This window comes from Caballeronia sp. DA-9 (assembly GCF_051615025.1).
Lineage (GTDB): Bacteria > Pseudomonadota > Gammaproteobacteria > Burkholderiales > Burkholderiaceae > Caballeronia > Caballeronia sordidicola.
The window spans coordinates 2,080,599-2,096,624 of record NZ_CP195132.1 but is presented as its reverse complement, the minus strand read 5'-3'; the positions used below and the strand labels follow the sequence as shown (position 1 = coordinate 2,096,624).

Below are 16,026 nucleotides of genomic sequence, written 5' to 3'. Positions count from 1 at the left end.
GTGGCCACTTCATATACACTCGCATAACTACGGCAGGAGGTTCTGAACGATCCATCCTGCCGCACTTGTCAAGCTACTTCAAACTCGCATTGACCCGATCCGCGACCGCTTCCGGCACCCATTGCTTAACGGCCTCCGGATGGCTCTTAAGATAGCCGATCGCGGCATCGCGAGCCGGGATTTTGTCCGCAGACATTTTCGCCAAGATATTGTTAATCGAATCGATAGGGAAAGAAACCTTTTTCAGTGTTGCCAGCAACTCCGGTGCGCCTTTGCCAAACTCAGTTGACGTCACGATCTCCAGCGTCGTGGCAGGGGATGCAGAACCGCAGGGAGTAGCATCCTTTGAGCTATTGATAGTTTTCCAGCAGGCCTCGTTGAATTTCGGCTCCTCAAGCTTCACAGTCTTGAACCGGCCGAGAATTGTCGATGGTGCCCAGTAGTAAAACACGATCGGCTTGCCTCGTTGCATGGCAGACTCAATAGCCGCATCGAGCGCCGGCCCCGAGCCTGGATGAAAATTCGTGTACGAGCTATCGAGGTTGTACGCTTTCAGCTTTTGAGCCGTATCCGACTCGCATTGCCAGCCAATTGGGCAGTTGTAGAGACGGCCTTTCGAAGGCTCGTCGTCGTCAGAAAAGAGTTGCTTATATTTGGCTAGGTCCGTGATCGTCTTCAAATCCGGCGCCAAGGGCTTGATCCCCCGCGCTGCGTCTCCGTGGACAAGATAGTCGGGAACGTAGTAGCCTTCCACGCTGCCCCCCTTAATCAACGACCCGACGATTTCGACCTTTCCCTCTTTACCCGCGTTGTCGTAGGCGGCTGTCCGCCCTGACCAGTACTCGACCACTACGTTCAAGTCGTTCGTTTCCACGCCCTGCAGCGCGATAGCGTTGGAGGCCGGCGTCGTGTTCGTTGTACAGTTGTAGCCCTTCTCGAATACGTACCGAATCACCTCAGTCTCGAACTTGGCACTATCCCATCCCATCTCTGCGAACTTCACCGGTTTTCCCGATTCGCACCAGGAGGACAGCGATGCGCTAGCTGCGTGCGCGGAGGCCCCGAAGGCGGAAGCCACGCACAAGACCCCGAAAGCCAATATGTGTGAACGGTCAATGGGCACGATGGCACCTTATCAAATTGAGGAGTTAAGTTAAAAGCAAGGACACAAATCAGTGAAGCAATATAACCGCTGAAATCATTCGTTTCGAGCCTGCCTAATTCGAAAACTCTTAACCGCGCACTGCACTCTTTGACACAGTGGGATCGGGTCCATGGACATGAAACAGATCTCGAACCTGCTTCGTCGTTACGGCGATTGAACGCTCAACAGCAGCGCGGGAACGACCTCGAACAAATCGCCCACAATCCCGTAATCAGCAACGCCGAAAATCGGTGCGTCAGCATCCTTGTTGATGGCGACGATGACCTTTGAGTCTTTCATGCCGGCCAGATGCTGAATTGCACCGGAGATACCTATCGCCACATACACGTGCGGCGCCACAATTTGCCCTGTTTGTCCAACCTGGTAGCTGTTGGGCACAAACCCGGCGTCGACTGCCGCCCGTGATGCGCCCAATGCCGCGTTCAGAGCGTCAGCGAGCGGCGGCAGCAGTTGCTGATAGTTCTCGCCGCTGCCTAATCCCCGGCCACCTGAAACGACGATATCTGCCGAAGTCAACTGGGGACGGTCTTCTTTGGCAATCTCGCGTTTAACAAACCGGACGACCAATGTCGATGCCGCAACGTCAACGCGCGTAATCTCAGCCTTGCCGGCCCCCAACTCGGCGAGATCAAACGCCGTCGAGCGCACCGTCAGAACCTTCAGCCTATCGAGGCAGCGCACTGTCGCTCGTACATTGCCTGCGTAAATCGGACGCTCGAAGGTATCGGCATCGACCACACTTGTGATTTCACTGATTTGTGCAACATTCAACTTGGCTGCAACCCTCGGAGCTACACTTTTCCCCCACGAAGTGGCTGCCATCAAGATGTGCGAATAATCGCTTGCGGCTCGCAGAATGATCGGCTGCGCGTCCTCCGCAATCATGTCGTCTAGATGAGCCGCCTCCGCGACGAGGACCCGCTCTACATGAACGAGCTTCGCCGCGTACGAGGCTGCACGCTCAACACTCTTCCCGAGGACCATAACGTCAACTGAACCCGCTATCTTTGATGCTGCGGTAATAGCGCTCAGTGACGCGGCCTGAATTACGCCATGTTCATGTTCAGCGATGACCAGAACTCTCATTTTGCCCTCGCGAAGAACACCTTCTGCTCGCTTCTAACCTTGGCAACCAGCGCTGACGCATCGCCGAGAAGCTCGCCACGACGTGACTGAGATGGTTCCTCAATCTTGATGGTCACCACCCGAGGCGTCACGTCGACTTTCAGCGCTTCAGGAGTGGTTATCTCAATGGTCTTCTTCTTGGCTTTCATCAGGCTTGGCAACGTCACGTAACGCGGTGTGTTGAGCCGCAAATCGGTCGTCACGACGGCGGGAAGCGTAAGCTCAAGCGTCTCCGTGCCATTGTCAACCTCACGTGCCACAGTCGCAACGCCCTCCGCAACCGACACCGCGGAGGCGAAAGTTGCCTGCGGCCAGTCAAGCATCGCTGACACCATCTGACCGGTTTGATTTGAATCATCATCTATAGCTTGCTTGCCAAGAATGATGAGGTCCGGCCTTTCCTGGGTAGCCAAGGCACTTAGCAACTTTGCAACAGCTAGCGGCTGGAGTTCGACAGTTGATTCGATCAAGACGGCACGATCAGCACCCATCGCTAATGCGGTGCGAAGCGTCTCCTGCGACTGAATTGTGCCGCACGAAACGGCCACGACTTCGTCTACGCATCCCTGCTCTTTTAAACGGACAGCGGCTTCCACTGCTATTTCATCAAAGGGGTTCATGGACATTTTGATGTTTGCCAAGTCAATAGCTGTACCCTCGGCGTTGACTCGCGCCTTCACATTTGGGTCTGCCACCCGCTTCACTGCCACTAGAACTTTCATTAGTACCTTCCTCGCTTACAAAAATGGAATCGTGAGCATTCAGTCAAGCGTGGCCGACGCCTGGTTTATCCGCGCATGCGGCTTCCACTTGGATCGTAAGGAATGTCCGACAAAATCCGAGCGTTGCGGCGCTCGCCTAATACATGCACCTCGTACGCGGTCGAAGAGTCAATTCGCTCGCTCATCACGAAGCCCATTGCCAAACTCTTCTTGACCGTATGTCCATATCCGCCAGAAGTGGTGTGACCGACGACTTCACCGCCGATCCAAATTGGTTCGAAGCCTGTTGCGTCAGCATCCAGAGCATCAATCTCCAGGGTGACGAGGCGATGCGAAGGAACCGTGTTGCGCGCGGCAACCACTGCTTCCTTACCGATAAAGTCCTTCTTATCAAAAGCGATGAAGCGGTCGAGCCCGCACATCATAGGCGTGTACTCGGGTCCAAACTCGCGGGACCAGATTCCAAATCCCTTCTCCAAGCGCATCGACAGTAGCGCCCATACTCCGTATTGCCTCAAGCCAAACTGACTTCCAGTCTCGAGAAGTTTTGTGTACACGCTGCGCGCGCTCAAACAGTCGACGTAGATCTCATAGCCGAGCTCACCACTGAGCGACAGACGGGCCACCCACGCGGGCGCCATACCCGCTTCCACCCGTCCAACCGACATGAAGGACGGAGCATTTTCAAGCGCCCTCGGGCCGAACGCAGCCTCTATCAGTTCTCTTGAACGAGGCCCTGCGATTGCGAGCATTGTGACCGCGTCGCTCCTGTTGGTGATCTGCACGCTCCCGTCTTTCGGCAGATGTTCCTCGAACCAGCGAAGATGCCACTCCTGCAGGTATCCAGAGCCCGTGACGAGAAAGCGCTCCCGCTCGAGTCGGAGAATAGTCAGGTCCCCTTTGAGACGCCCAGACTTCGACAACAGCGGAGCGAGGCGCGCACGACCGACTGATGGAACACGACTTGCGAATACGTAGTCCAGCCACCGCTCAGCGCCTGGCCCGGTAACTTCGTATTTCGCATAACCGGTTGCATCGAAAATCCCGACGTTCTCGCGGACGGCTCGGCACTCCTCCGCTACGACTGAAAATGCGTTCGAACGACGGAAGCTCAACTCTTCCACAGGCGGCTGCCCTTCTGGTGCGAACCACATCGGCGTTTCCAGTCCGTAATTCACCCCAAAGACCGCATTTGCCTGCTTCTGCAGGTCGTACAAGGGAGACGTCTTGAATGGACGTCCGGCTGGCCATTGTTCGTTTGGACGGGCCAGGTAGAACCGATGCTCATAAAACTCCTGCGCCTTCGCCGTCACGTAGTTTTGGGTCAACGTCGGAAAGCGAGCGACGTCCATACCAAAAACGTTATCTTGCGGCTCTCCCGTAATCATCCATTGGGCTAAGGCGAGCCCTACACCACCGCCTTGACTGAAACCGGCCATACAGCCACAGGCTGCCCAGAAATTCTTCACTCCACGAACGGGCCCAACAAGCGGATTACCGTCGGGCGTGAACGTAAAGGGCCCGTTAACTACGCGCTTGATGCCGGCATTGCCGACGCTAGGGAATCGCTCGAAGCCATGCATCAACTCGTCCTCGATACGCTCAAGGCGTGACGGAAGCAGGTCTGTCTCGCCATATTCCCATGGCGTTCCATCCAACGACCAAGGAGTCGACCGCTTCTCGTAGACACCAAACAGAACCCCTTTACCTTCTTGCCGCATGTAGATCTCACCATCCAAGTCCACAATCACCGGAATCTCACGGTCCAGCGCGGCGATTTCGGGAATGTCCTCGGTCACAAGATAGTGATGCTCCATTGGAATAAGCGGGTGACGAACACCAGCCATTACACCGACTTCACGTGCCCACAGACCGGCCGCATTCACCACATGTTCCGCGTGAATCACACCCTTGTCCGTTGTTACTGTCCAGGAACCGTCCGGACGCTGCTCCAGCGACTCGACCTTGGTGTGTTGATAGATTTCGGCGCCTGCCTTCTTCGCCGCGCGAGCATATGCCTGAGTGCAACCGTACGGGTCGAGGTGTCCCTCATTAGGCGCCCACAATCCGCCGCGGACCTCGGAGACCTCCACAAGAGGGCACAACGCCTTGATTTCTGACGGCGTAATGAGTTCAGTGTTGAGTCCCATAAAACGGTGACGGGACCATTCTGTGCGAAGAAACTCCCAGCGCTCGTCGGTGGCAGCTAGCGTGATGCCACCAGGGACGTGCAATCCAACGTCCTGGTCGCCCAACTCTTGTATCTCCTTGTAAAGGGAGATGGTGTACTCCTGTAGCTTAACGATGTTCGGGTCGCCGTTGAACGCATGGAAACCCGCTGCGGCATGCCACGTCGAACCTGCGGTCAGTACCTTTCGCTCAAGCAACACCACGTCGCTCCATCCGAAGCGGGTGAGATGGAAGAGCACGGAACATCCGACCACTCCGCCACCGATGACGACAACCTGTGCATGACTTTTCATTCAGTTGGTTCCTTGCGACTTTACTATAAAGGCAATGCGTAAAATATCGTGCTAACCGGAGTTAAATTCCTCACGCTTAATATATTTCGCATTCCGAAATATATTGACATTACTCACGTAATTTTCATGATAATTCGCCCTGCTATTTTCTAAGCATCAATGTCGAGACTAGTCCTCGGCCGTGAGCAACACGCGAGCACATACCCCGCCTCAATCTCTTCTTCCAGAATTCCGCCGCTGTCTGTCATATCGACTTGTCCACTCAAGACTCGAATCCGACATGTTCCACATACCCCGGCTAAGCATCCGGTAGGAATCACAAGACCCGAGCGTTTCGCGGCGTCGACCAACGACTCGTCGGCACTCGCTTGCGCGAATAGCCCAGAAGCTATGAAACGCACCTCGTGCGTAGCTGATTCACCGGGATCTCGATGCACCGGCAAGTTCACCTCCTGGAGCGTGAATTCTTCCTGGTGAAACATCTCAGGAGCGACACCTATTTCAAGGGCGATATCGCGAATGGCTTCCATGAGACCCTCTGGACCACAGCAATAAACCTCACGTGCCGCGCAATCACTCACCAATGAGAGCAATTTTTCCTTGTTAAGGCGTCCGCTCCCGCTATCCCTACTACGTGATGTCACTATGCTGAACACGAATTTTGCATGGCGGCTCGCGAGGTCTTCGAGTTCTCGCTTGAACAGAACGTCTTCGACGGTAGGAACGCACTGAATGAGATGGATATCCGCTGCATGACGTGTCCCAAGGGTTGCTCGAACCATCGACATGAAGGGGGTCATCCCCACACCGCCGGCAACGAACAGATAACGCCCGCTTTCCCCTTCGCGAAGACAAAAGTCTCCCGCCGGCGAAGAAACCCCAATGCTCGTGCCGACCGTAAGTGTCTCGTTCAACCAACGAGCGGCTCTGCCGTTATCGCTAGTCTTAATCGAAAGCTCGATTGCATCCAGGCGAGTCGGGCTCGAAACAATCGAATAGCAGCGATAAATCGGACCTTCTTTACCCGGAATCTCTAGCGTGACGTATTGCCCCGGAAGGAACGAAAAGGCAGCTCCCTCGGGTCGCTCCAGCACGATTGTCTTTACAGACGCGGTTTCCTGATGGGTAGACACACACCGAAACGCGTGGAAACCTACACCGGGAGCCTTTTCTCGAGTCGTCAACGCGTTCATCATCGGGAACCGAATGCTGTCATGCCTTTTCCCCGGTAGGCACAAGGGACGACTCCTGCACGCCTTCGCGCATTGCTTGTACATACCATTCAGTGAATGCGATAACTCCAGACTCCACGAGCGGTGAATAGGTGCCCGGCTGATAACCAAATGAATTGATGCCTAACTGGTTCGTTTCGACGAGACGTTGGTCTTGCGCATTTGTAGCCTTCCAAACCTCTGTGAGAGCATCGAGGTCGTAGTCGACCCCCTCCACGGCTTCCTTGTGCACAAGCCACTTGGTCGTCAATTGCGTAGTCGTCGCGCTCAGCGGCAACAAGCGAAACGCGATAGCGTGGTCCCCTAGCGCATGGTTCCAGGTGTTGGGAAAGCGCAATAAGCGTAAGGCGCCCACATCTTGCTCGGGAAGCGAGCCCATCAGCTTGGATGAAGCGGGACGGCCACTCATCGTGAACGACTCTCCCCTCTCGAAAGCGGCTCGCACCATGCGATAAATTGGGTCATGGTCCACCGGGTCTACCATCAGACCGAAAGCTCTCCAGCGCGCCTCGTCCGCACTACACTTTTCGGCGTATTCTCCGCCGTAGCGTGGGTCCGTCGGCCCATCGAACTCGGATATAGTCCGCAACAACTCGGGATGACTCGTGGCGCAGTGATAGCACTCCCTGTTGTTTTCGAGAACCAGCTTCCAGTTGCCGCTCTCGACAATGGTTGTCTCGAACGCCACCTTCGCATCGTCAAAGTTGTGTGGTGCCAGATATGCTTGAACGTGGCCCTTGAAGTCGGAGAAATCGGCGGGACGCTCTGCCAGTGAAATGAAAATGTACCCGGCTGCGACCTCGCACGCGACAGGCTTAAGCCCGATCAGGGTTCGGTCGAAATCTTCGCCCATGTTTTTTGCGAACAGGAGCTTGCCGTCCAAGCCGTAGGTCCACTGGTGATACGGACAGGTCAACGTCGCGGATGTCCCCTTCTCTGCGGCGCAAATCCGCGAACCGCGGTGCCGGCATGTGTTGTAAAACGCACGGACCTGATTAGCCTTGTCCCGAACAAGCAGAATCGACGAAGGCCCGACTTGCAAGGTGAACCATTCTCCCGGACGCCGAATCTCAGCGGTAAAGCCAGCAAAGAGCCAATGCTTTTGCCAAATCATTTCCATATCGGCACGATAAATCTCGTCCGAAGTGTAGAACGCCTGGGGCAGTGATCGGCCCGGATGGTGCTGAGCAAGGGAAGATTCGAGAAGTGTGTGCTGTGACATAGATATAGCGGTCCGGTTTCTGAGATTGCATTCGGTTCTCACCGATGACCAATTCGAATCGTTCAATAATCCCGGAGCAAACGAATAGTTCTAATGCTATGCATGCAGTTTTGCATGCATAGCCAACTATGTGATTTGGTGAGGGTAAACCATCAATTTTCTCATTAAGAATAAATTCTTTTAAATTCAATAGTTTATGTGAAATAAAAACAATTCCGCTTTCTTCCGAGCTCGGGGAATATTGATTTTGTCGATGCTAAAGTAATGTACCTCGATGCAAGGTATCGATTGGAAAAGATAGCGTGTCGCGCATCACGATTTTGATGGGGGCCCGCTACCATTTTGGTGGACACATTTGAGGACTGATGCTATGGCGACGGCAAAGAAACGGCTCCCCCCACTCAACACCATTGCCGCTTTCGAGGCATCGGCACGCCTGTACAGTTTCACTTTGGCAGCCAAGGAACTCAACTTGTCTCAGGGCGCTGTGAGTCGTCAAATCCAGGTATTGGAGGAGCGCTTGGGCGTAGATCTATTCATCCGCCGACACAAGGAAATCGAGTTGACTAAGGCCGGTGTCATTTTTCAACAGGCTATTGCCCAAAGCCTCATGTCAATTCGACGAGCAGTCTCGGTCATCGAAAATTTGGAGAAAACCAGTGTAACCATTGCTGCCAGCGTCGCAATGTCAAGTTTTTGGTTGATGCCGCTTTTGATAGTTTTTCGCGACCAACATCCCGACATCGACATCCGCATATTGGCTAGCGACCAAAGCGTTGATCCTCGCCGAGAAGCCGTCGACTTAGCCATTCACTACGGCGACGGCCATTGGCCGGGGCTCGTTAAGCACAAGTTATTCGATGAAGAGATATTCCCCGTATGCAGCCCCGACTATCTGAAAGGTCGCACGCTCAACTCAGCCGCGGACCTTCTTGATGAGGTACTCATAGATGTCGAGACAGGGCTTTCCGTTTGTAGCACGTGGGAAAAATGGCTTGGCTTGGCCGGCGTCGAATGTGGACAGCCCAGCAGTTCCATCCGAGTCACAAACTTTGACTTAGCGTACCGCGCCGCAAGTGCCGGGAAAGGCATTGCCCTGGCATGGTCATACGGAGCAAACGATTTTCTGCGGGAGGGAAGGCTGATACGGCCAATAAGTCAAACAGTTCGCACCCACCTTTCCGAATACATTGTCACGGCCGAGAACTATCCTCTGACATCGGCGGCTAAGTACGTGCTAGATGCACTGCTAGCTTATGCGGACAACACTAGAAACGACTTCATGAATGTAGCCTGACCCCGCCAGGTTGCCGATTCATTCACAGGCAATGGAGACCGTCGGTGGCAAACACCGGTCCGCGTTCATTTTCCGCCATCAGGGCGGATTTTAAAAACCTCCCTCCCCACTGACTCGCACCCCTGGTAAACCGCCAGCTTTTCAGTTTGCACTCGTACCGCTCGCACGCGGCCCTCCTCGAATAGCACCGCGACAATTTCGTCGCACATCGTCTCCTGAAGTCGAATGTGGCCGCGAGAAAGCACTGACTGAATAGCGCTCGCGATCATGTCGCTGTTCACAATCTCGTGCAGCTCGTCGCGCTTAGGTGTCGAGCACCGCAAGGCAACGAACAGGTCCACGTTGAATCTCATCTTCTGTGGCCTCTCCATCTCTGACTCGTAGGCCCCTATTCAGGCATCCGCTCGGTAGTTTTTAACAAATACCCGTCTGCAATCGATTAAGTTCTGGGACATCATTAGGTCGGTCATGACTTTTGGCTCAAAACGCTAACACCTTAAGGGGGCTGCCAAACGAAAACCAGAAAACAGCCGTGTCACTTCCACGGCCTCTATTCGTTTCGAAGTTTTGGTCCGAGCTGTTTGTGGACACAGTCGGACACTCGTGTCCGTGGCAGCCGACGATTGGATCTTCTCCGCAGCCCAGCCGCGCGTCCAGATCAGATGCTTACACAACCATGCATACGATAGAATCTTTAAGGAATGGTGCCAATCAATAGGTTCGTAAGATGGCGCGGACCGGGCTGGCGTCGAGCGATACCAGTTTGAGTGGCAAAGCAATGAGTTCATAGACACCCGCTGTAACGTCATCCAAAACAAGGCCCTCAAGGATAGCCATACCGTGTTCTCGCACGCGATGATGCGCATCCATAGTTTTTGAATTTTGGAGGTCTAGAGATGGAGTGTCGATGCCAATAAGCTTCACACCTCGCTCGGCAAGCCAGTCGATCGCATCGGCCGATACGGCCTTGAAGTCGTTGTTCCATTCTACAATCGGAGCTTGAGCGCAAGTGCGAAGAAGTACGCGCGGGGCGAGATCCCAAGGTATATCGCTGAGAGCCAAGTCGATGTCTTCAATGTTGACCACGGGTCCTGCGGACTCGACATGCAAGACCAAACATTCGCCCAAATAGGGATCTATATCAACCAGTCCGATAGCGACCCCCTGTTGGTCATAATGCAAGGGCGCATCAGCATGCGTCGCAGTATGGGGCGACAGCGTTATACGGCCGACGTTTACCGGCGAACCTGACTCCATATCCCAGACTCGCTCAATGCTTATTGGAGTGTCACCTGGCCAGATTGGCGTAGTAGCGTCTATTGGAGCGCTGATGTCAAAAATCGTACGCGGCATTGGGATTTCTTCCATTAAAATAAAATCCATTTCATCAAAGTCATCATGGCGCTATTTTGTAAAGTAGAATGGGATATGCGACACTGCGTTGTCATGAAACAACGGGGCCCGGATGCTAGGCGATTCACCCAGGGAGAAAGACCGATGTCTTCAAGGCGAGGGACTGCGACGGAGTGTGGTCGATCGACGTGCTTTTGAGTTACCGGACCCAGGGATCTCTGCTTCAAGTGCCACCAAGTTCCACGTCTGCCCGAAAGTAGGAGGCTACTTCGGACAGTAACCGTCCTGCGAACTGAATACTCCCTAGGATGCGCGTGAACCATCGTCATTTAGAGATCCGACTGCACCGGTATTCTTAGCCGATTCCGAATCAGGGATATATTCGAGCGTTTAAAATCGGGCTCTCCTGGATGAGGGGTCGATGAACAATATGTTCCGATGTGCAAAAGTGCATGAGCAAAAGCCTTTGAAATGGCCTACGCCTTTCCCGCTTCGAGATCGGATTCCATGCTCCCACGGGCTTCGATTTGCGCGGTCCGCTCTGCCGATTCCAGTGTATTGACGAGAAGCATAGTGATCGTCATCGGCCCTACTCCGCCTGGGACCGGGGTGACATATCCCGCGATCTCCCGAACGGATGCGAAGTCAACGTCCCCGCAGAGTTTTCCTTCTTCGTTCTTGTTCATGCCGACATCGATAACTGTTGCACCGGGCTTGATCATGCCGCCCGTCAAAATGTTCCGCCTGCCAACGGCCGCGACGACGATGTCCGCAGTCAGTGTGTGGTAACTCAAATCTTTAGTCTTGCTATGGCAAACGGTGACAGTTGCGCCAGCGTCCAGGAGCATTAGCGCCATTGGTTTGCCTACGATATTCGAGCGCCCAATTACAACAGCGTTCATGCCAACGGTTGGAATCTCATATGCTTTCAGCATCTTCATCACGCCATATGGGGTACATGGTCGAAACTTTGGCAATCCGGTCAGCAAGGCGCCGGCATTTGCGACATGAAATCCGTCGACGTCTTTCTCTGCAGAAATAGCCTCAATCACTTGGTGACTGTTGATATGACGGGGCAGAGGAAGTTGAACAAGAATTCCGTGCACGTTAGGATCGACGTTCAACTCTCGAATACGCGCAATCAGTTGCGCTTCCGTCACATCCACGGGCAACCGGTCAAGGGTCGAGAAAAGCCCGTTTTGTTCGCATGCTTTCACCTTGTTGCGAACGTAGACCGCACTTGCGGGATCGTTTCCTACCAGGATGACGGCAAGGCCCGGAGTAATGCCCTCTTCTTTCAACGAGGCAGCGCGGCGTAAGACCTCTTCCCGCAGCGCCTTCGATACCGCAAGCCCATCAATGATCTTTGCTTGGTTCATTTTCGACTCGATACTTCAAAGTTAAAGTCACAGAAGCAAACGCCCGTTTGTCCCGAATAAGCAGCAAGCGACTACCGCGTAACAATTTCGCAATAGGGCGAAGGTCGTGCTTGAGAAACAAAGTTGCATCTGACGCTCACGTGATCGCGCTAGGCAGTATCTTCCCGAAATTCCTCGGACTCCTCGACAAGCCATTTCAGCACGTACTCCACGTACCCAATATCAAAGTACAAGAGATACTCGTTCTCGCTGTGATGGATCAACATGGCAGACAAACTCGCAAATCGGGTGGTCGCAGCTTGTCTGATCCCAAAGCTTGCTGGATCAATATCAATCGAGCAACTTTGAGAGACAAACGCCGCCGCATTTGACCCGGTGATGAGCAGGCCAAAGCGGCTATCCGAAACGAGAGTTACCGCAGCAAACTTTGCTTTCAGCGCTGTCTTCAGCGCATTTTCGTACCGCTCCTCGTTGGCGAGTGCACAAAAGCAGAGATATTCATTGGGGCCCGCCCAAACTAATGTGACGTCGGCGTTTTCAGTAGTCCTCTGCGCTGCTGGTAACTGTACACCAAGCGCCTCTGCGACCGCCGAACAGAATGCTTGGTCCGACAAACGCCCCTGCACGCGCAGGATCCCGCTAAGCGGTAACTCGGTAATCTGCAGTGTCGGTGTTTGGAGGGGAAAGACACTCTCGTCAACGTACTGAGGCGAGAGTGTTGACCTCGCGATTAGACTAACCATTGAGACGTTCTCCCTTTGGGTCGAAATGCGCCGCCGGGACGACACGCGCGGCAGTCATCTTGCCCTTTGCATAGATGTTCACGACTTCACCGAGCCTTGCTGCACCGTTGCGTAAAATCCCCATGCCGATGGATTTGTGCAACGTAGGGCTGATGCACGATGACGTTACATAGCCTCGCGACGCGGTTGGCATCTTGGGATTCGCTTCGTCGACGAAATGGCCTCCCACAGGCAGCTTGACTTTCGGATCAAGCGATTCGATTCCCACATATTCAAGGCGATCACGACCTTTGTCGGCGGGCCGTTGAAGTGATCTACGGCCAATAAAGTCGTCCGACTTCTTCTCAATAATCTTTGCCCAGCCGATGTCCAGAGGATTCGAATTGCCATCGGTATCAGCGCCAATGTGGATATAGCCCTTTTCGGTTCGAAGGACTTCGAGCGCCTCAATTCCATACGGCGTAATGCCGTAGCGCTCGCCAACCATAGCAAAAATGTCCCAGAGAGACTTGCCGTAGCGATTGGCAATCGAGATTTCATACGTCACTTCACCGGTAAAACTCGCGCGCAGGATCCGAACCGGAATTCCCGCCAACTTTCCCGCACGGAAATGCATATGCGGGAAGTTTTGGGCAGAAAAGTCGATGTCCGAATCGAGATCTTGAAGAACTGATCGAGCCACAGGTCCGGACAAGGTCACATTGGCCCACTGCGACGTGACGTTGCTCACAAAGACACGAAGTTCAGGCCATTCGCACTGGAGGTTTTCCTCCATTAACAGGAATACACGGCCCGACGCGCCGCTCGTCGCGTGAACGAGAAAATGGTCATCTGCAAGTCGGACCACCACTCCGTCGTCAATAAGGACGCCATTTTCGTTGGTGAGCATGGCATACCGGGCAGCGCCCACCTTAAGGCTAGCCAAGTTGTTTGCGTACATTCGGTTAAGAAAAGTCGGCGCGTCGGGACCCTTCACTTCAATCTTGCCCAAGGGAGATCCATCGAACATGCCGACGCCGTTTCTGACAGCCAGCGCTTCGCGCTTCGTTGCGGCCGCCACGTCCTCGTTACCTCGCAGATAGCACTCAGGCCGACGCCAACCGTAGTCGGCGAAGCTCGCGCGCGCAGCAGCATGGGACAATGTTGCGTGCAGGGACTGCCATGGTGCGTACAGCGCACCTCTAGTACTACCGGCAAATGCGCCAAGCGTCACGGGCTGATATGGTGGACGGAATCGCGTGGTGCCAACCTTCTCGATCGGCTGACCGCTGAGCTCCGCCATGATCGCTAGAATATTGAAGTTGCTCGACTTGCCTTGGTCGATGCTCATGCCGCCGGTGGTGTAGCGCTTAACGTGCTCGACTGATCGAAAGTTTTCTCGCATGGCCAAGTCGACGTCAGATACCTTTACGTCATACTGGAAGTCAAGCCACTGCTTATCCATTGGCGCATTCCGTGTGTACCAAAATGGTTCGATCCTGAAGGACTCTTCCTCGGGCGCATGCGTTTTCGGTGGCATGAGACGGATCGTAAGATCGGCGCCGAGCTGGTCCGCCGCCGCTTCGCCAGCCTGGATACCTTGCTTGATGCAATCCGGAAGTGTGAATGCACCACTCGCTGCCCCGATCACCTGCACATGTTGAGCACATGCTGCGGGGATCAGGCACGCGAGTCCTTTGTCGTACTTGAGTGTGCCGCCAGCTTGGCTAAATAGGTGAACGGTCGGCGTCCATCCGCCAGACACGGCGACGAGGTCACACTGAATCGTAGTCGTGTCTGCATCAAGCTTGCCACCACCGAGATGGGGTGATATCTGCAATGCTCTTACCTTGCGTTTTCCGATGACATCACGGATGCCGTGGCTGAGGTAGTGTTTGATGCCGCGCTCCCTGAGGTCGCGCAATAGCTCGTCGGCAACTTTCGATCGGGTGTCAACGACGCACAAATCCTTCAACCCAATCTTGTGTAGGTCGATCGCGGTGCGATAAGCGTCGTCGTTGTTCGTAGCGATCACAACTCTTGACCCCGGAACAACACCAAACCAGTTGACGTACATGCGAAGTGCTGAGGCGAGCATTATTCCGGGCCGATCATTGTTGGCAAACACCAACGGCCGCTCGATAGCTCCGGTAGCGAGAATTACGGCTTTGGCACGGATTCGCCACAGACGTTCGCGCAGGCGCCCCGCTTGCCCTTTCGGCCCCAGGTGATTGCTAACTCGTTGCGCGGCCACGAGGAAATTGGCCTCATAATAGCCGCTCACATTTGTGCGCGGCAGTAACTGAACGTTAGGGAGTTCCGCGAGCTGTGCGACGGTGTTTTGCACCCACTTATTCGCCGGTAGACCGTCGACGCGGAAGCGCTCGCCGAGGAGAGTTCCGCCGAATTGTTCCCGATCATCAACGAGGATGACCTTCAGCCCGGCCTTGCCAGCCACCAATGTGCAAGCAAGGCCAGCGGGACCGCCGCCGACAATCAGTAAATCGCAGTGAGTATTGCGCTTGGTGTACTTCTGTGCGTCCGATTCCGTCGGCGCTTTGCCCAGACCAGCGATCGGCCTGACGAATCGCTCGTAGAAATGCCAGTTGGGCCACATCATTGATTTGTAGTAGAACGATGCCGGCAGTACTTTCGCGAACTTATCGATCACACCAAGCAGGTCGTGCTGCGCGTTCGGCCACGAGTTCTGGCTGGATGCTTTCAGTCCCGGGTACAGAGGCATCATCGTTGACCTAACATTGGGCTCGTCAAACTTTCCTGATTCGATCTGAACGAGTCCGTTGGGGTCTTCGACCCAGCTACCCATAATTCCCCGAGGTCTGTGTAGTTTGAAACTGCGACCGACGATCTCGACACCGTTGGCAAGCAACGCTGCAGCCAAAGTGTCGCCTTCCAATCCCTCGTACAACTTCCCATCGAACGTGAACTGTACCGTGCGTTGTGGATCCCTGGGCAGCTTGCCGAACGGGGTAACGCGCTCAAGCGGCTTCATGGACGCCTCCGGCGACTCGCTTCTCGCGCTCAGAGTGCCGTGGCACCTCAGCGAAGGTAAAGACTCGAATTAAGTTATGGCTGAGCGTATCGCGTTCGATCCCGAACCACTGCCGACAGCCGAACGTGTGCCTCCAGCGCTCCAGGGATGGGCCGCGCACATTCTCGCGCGTGAAGAGATAGTCAGCCCATTGTGCGTCGTTGAGTTCTTGAGGAGCGCTCGGGCGAACGCGCGCAAACGGCCCGCCGAAGGTGAATTCGTCTTCGTCTCGTGCACTGCCGCAGTGAGGACATGGAATGCGTAACATGATTTC

General features: G+C 54.5%; 13 protein-coding genes. 1 reads left to right on the top strand and 12 read right to left on the bottom strand.

The annotated features are described in order from the left end of the window. Positions 1 to 73 precede the first annotated feature (73 nt). From ACRWA7_RS15865 to ACRWA7_RS15840, 6 genes are all read right to left on the bottom strand, one after another. Complete coding sequence (locus ACRWA7_RS15865) at positions 74 to 1,003, bottom strand: glycine betaine ABC transporter substrate-binding protein (RefSeq protein WP_438391845.1); 930 nt, start codon at positions 1,001 to 1,003, stop codon at positions 74 to 76. Positions 1,004 to 1,309: 306 nt separating this feature from the next. Then, the gene (locus ACRWA7_RS15860) at positions 1,310 to 2,251 is read right to left on the bottom strand and encodes an electron transfer flavoprotein subunit alpha/FixB family protein (RefSeq protein ID WP_438391844.1); all 942 of its coding nucleotides are present in this window, start codon (positions 2,249 to 2,251) and stop codon (positions 1,310 to 1,312) included. Next, entirely contained in the window at positions 2,248 to 3,012 is a 765-nt protein-coding gene (locus tag ACRWA7_RS15855; RefSeq protein ID WP_438391843.1) for an electron transfer flavoprotein subunit beta/FixA family protein, read from the bottom strand. The genes ACRWA7_RS15860 and ACRWA7_RS15855 overlap by 4 nt, the downstream gene beginning before the upstream one ends. A gap of 65 nt (positions 3,013 to 3,077) precedes the next feature. Further along, positions 3,078 to 5,495, bottom strand: coding sequence for a GcvT family protein (locus ACRWA7_RS15850; RefSeq protein WP_438391842.1), 2,418 nt, complete (start codon positions 5,493 to 5,495; stop codon positions 3,078 to 3,080). A 149-nt stretch (positions 5,496 to 5,644) separates the two neighbouring features. After that, positions 5,645 to 6,628 carry a flavin reductase family protein gene (locus tag ACRWA7_RS15845; protein ID WP_438391841.1) on the bottom strand — a complete coding sequence of 328 codons (984 nt, stop codon included), beginning with the start codon at positions 6,626 to 6,628 and terminating at the stop codon, positions 5,645 to 5,647. A gap of 79 nt (positions 6,629 to 6,707) precedes the next feature. Next, a complete protein-coding gene (locus tag ACRWA7_RS15840) occupies positions 6,708 to 7,949 on the bottom strand; it encodes an aromatic ring-hydroxylating oxygenase subunit alpha (protein ID WP_438391840.1) in 1,242 nt (413 codons plus the stop codon). Between the two features lie 370 nt (positions 7,950 to 8,319). Here ACRWA7_RS15840 and ACRWA7_RS15835 point away from each other — a divergent pair, with 370 nt between their 5' ends. Next, a complete protein-coding gene (locus ACRWA7_RS15835) occupies positions 8,320 to 9,246 on the top strand; it encodes a LysR substrate-binding domain-containing protein (RefSeq protein ID WP_438391839.1) in 927 nt (308 codons plus the stop codon). Between the two features lie 65 nt (positions 9,247 to 9,311). Here ACRWA7_RS15835 and ACRWA7_RS15830 read toward each other — a convergent pair whose 3' ends face one another. From ACRWA7_RS15830 to ACRWA7_RS15805, 6 genes are all read right to left on the bottom strand, one after another. Further along, positions 9,312 to 9,587: a dihydroneopterin aldolase gene (locus ACRWA7_RS15830; protein WP_438391838.1), complete on the bottom strand. Its 276-nt coding sequence runs from the start codon at positions 9,585 to 9,587 to the stop codon at positions 9,312 to 9,314. 370 nt (positions 9,588 to 9,957) lie between these two features. After that, complete coding sequence (gene kynB / locus ACRWA7_RS15825; RefSeq protein WP_438391837.1) at positions 9,958 to 10,629, bottom strand: arylformamidase; 672 nt, start codon at positions 10,627 to 10,629, stop codon at positions 9,958 to 9,960. 446 nt (positions 10,630 to 11,075) lie between these two features. Continuing rightward, positions 11,076 to 11,978, bottom strand: coding sequence for a bifunctional methylenetetrahydrofolate dehydrogenase/methenyltetrahydrofolate cyclohydrolase FolD (gene folD, locus ACRWA7_RS15820; RefSeq protein ID WP_438391836.1), 903 nt, complete (start codon positions 11,976 to 11,978; stop codon positions 11,076 to 11,078). 149 nt (positions 11,979 to 12,127) lie between these two features. Further along, entirely contained in the window at positions 12,128 to 12,721 is a 594-nt protein-coding gene (locus ACRWA7_RS15815; protein ID WP_438391835.1) for a sarcosine oxidase subunit gamma, read from the bottom strand. Further along, positions 12,714 to 15,713 (bottom strand): sarcosine oxidase subunit alpha family protein, encoded by a 3,000-nt coding sequence (locus ACRWA7_RS15810; RefSeq protein ID WP_438391834.1) that lies wholly within the window; start codon positions 15,711 to 15,713, stop codon positions 12,714 to 12,716. The genes ACRWA7_RS15815 and ACRWA7_RS15810 overlap by 8 nt, the downstream gene beginning before the upstream one ends. Continuing rightward, a complete protein-coding gene (locus ACRWA7_RS15805) occupies positions 15,700 to 16,020 on the bottom strand; it encodes a sarcosine oxidase subunit delta (protein WP_438391833.1) in 321 nt (106 codons plus the stop codon). Before ACRWA7_RS15805 ends, ACRWA7_RS15810 begins: the two co-directional genes overlap by 14 nt. Positions 16,021 to 16,026 lie beyond the last annotated feature (6 nt).

Coding starts and splice junctions, on each gene's coding strand:
- ACRWA7_RS15805 (WP_438391833.1), bottom strand. CDS start 16,020: ATGTTACGCATTCCATGTCCTCACTGCGGCAGTGCACGAGACGAAGAC.
- ACRWA7_RS15840 (WP_438391840.1), bottom strand. CDS start 7,949: ATGTCACAGCACACACTTCTCGAATCTTCCCTTGCTCAGCACCATCCG.
- ACRWA7_RS15855 (WP_438391843.1), bottom strand. CDS start 3,012: ATGAAAGTTCTAGTGGCAGTGAAGCGGGTGGCAGACCCAAATGTGAAG.
- folD (WP_438391836.1), bottom strand. CDS start 11,978: ATGAACCAAGCAAAGATCATTGATGGGCTTGCGGTATCGAAGGCGCTG.
- ACRWA7_RS15860 (WP_438391844.1), bottom strand. CDS start 2,251: ATGAGAGTTCTGGTCATCGCTGAACATGAACATGGCGTAATTCAGGCC.
- ACRWA7_RS15850 (WP_438391842.1), bottom strand. CDS start 5,495: ATGAAAAGTCATGCACAGGTTGTCGTCATCGGTGGCGGAGTGGTCGGA.
- ACRWA7_RS15815 (WP_438391835.1), bottom strand. CDS start 12,721: ATGGTTAGTCTAATCGCGAGGTCAACACTCTCGCCTCAGTACGTTGAC.
- kynB (WP_438391837.1), bottom strand. CDS start 10,629: ATGGATTTTATTTTAATGGAAGAAATCCCAATGCCGCGTACGATTTTT.
- ACRWA7_RS15835 (WP_438391839.1), top strand. CDS start 8,320: ATGGCGACGGCAAAGAAACGGCTCCCCCCACTCAACACCATTGCCGCT.
- ACRWA7_RS15810 (WP_438391834.1), bottom strand. CDS start 15,713: ATGAAGCCGCTTGAGCGCGTTACCCCGTTCGGCAAGCTGCCCAGGGAT.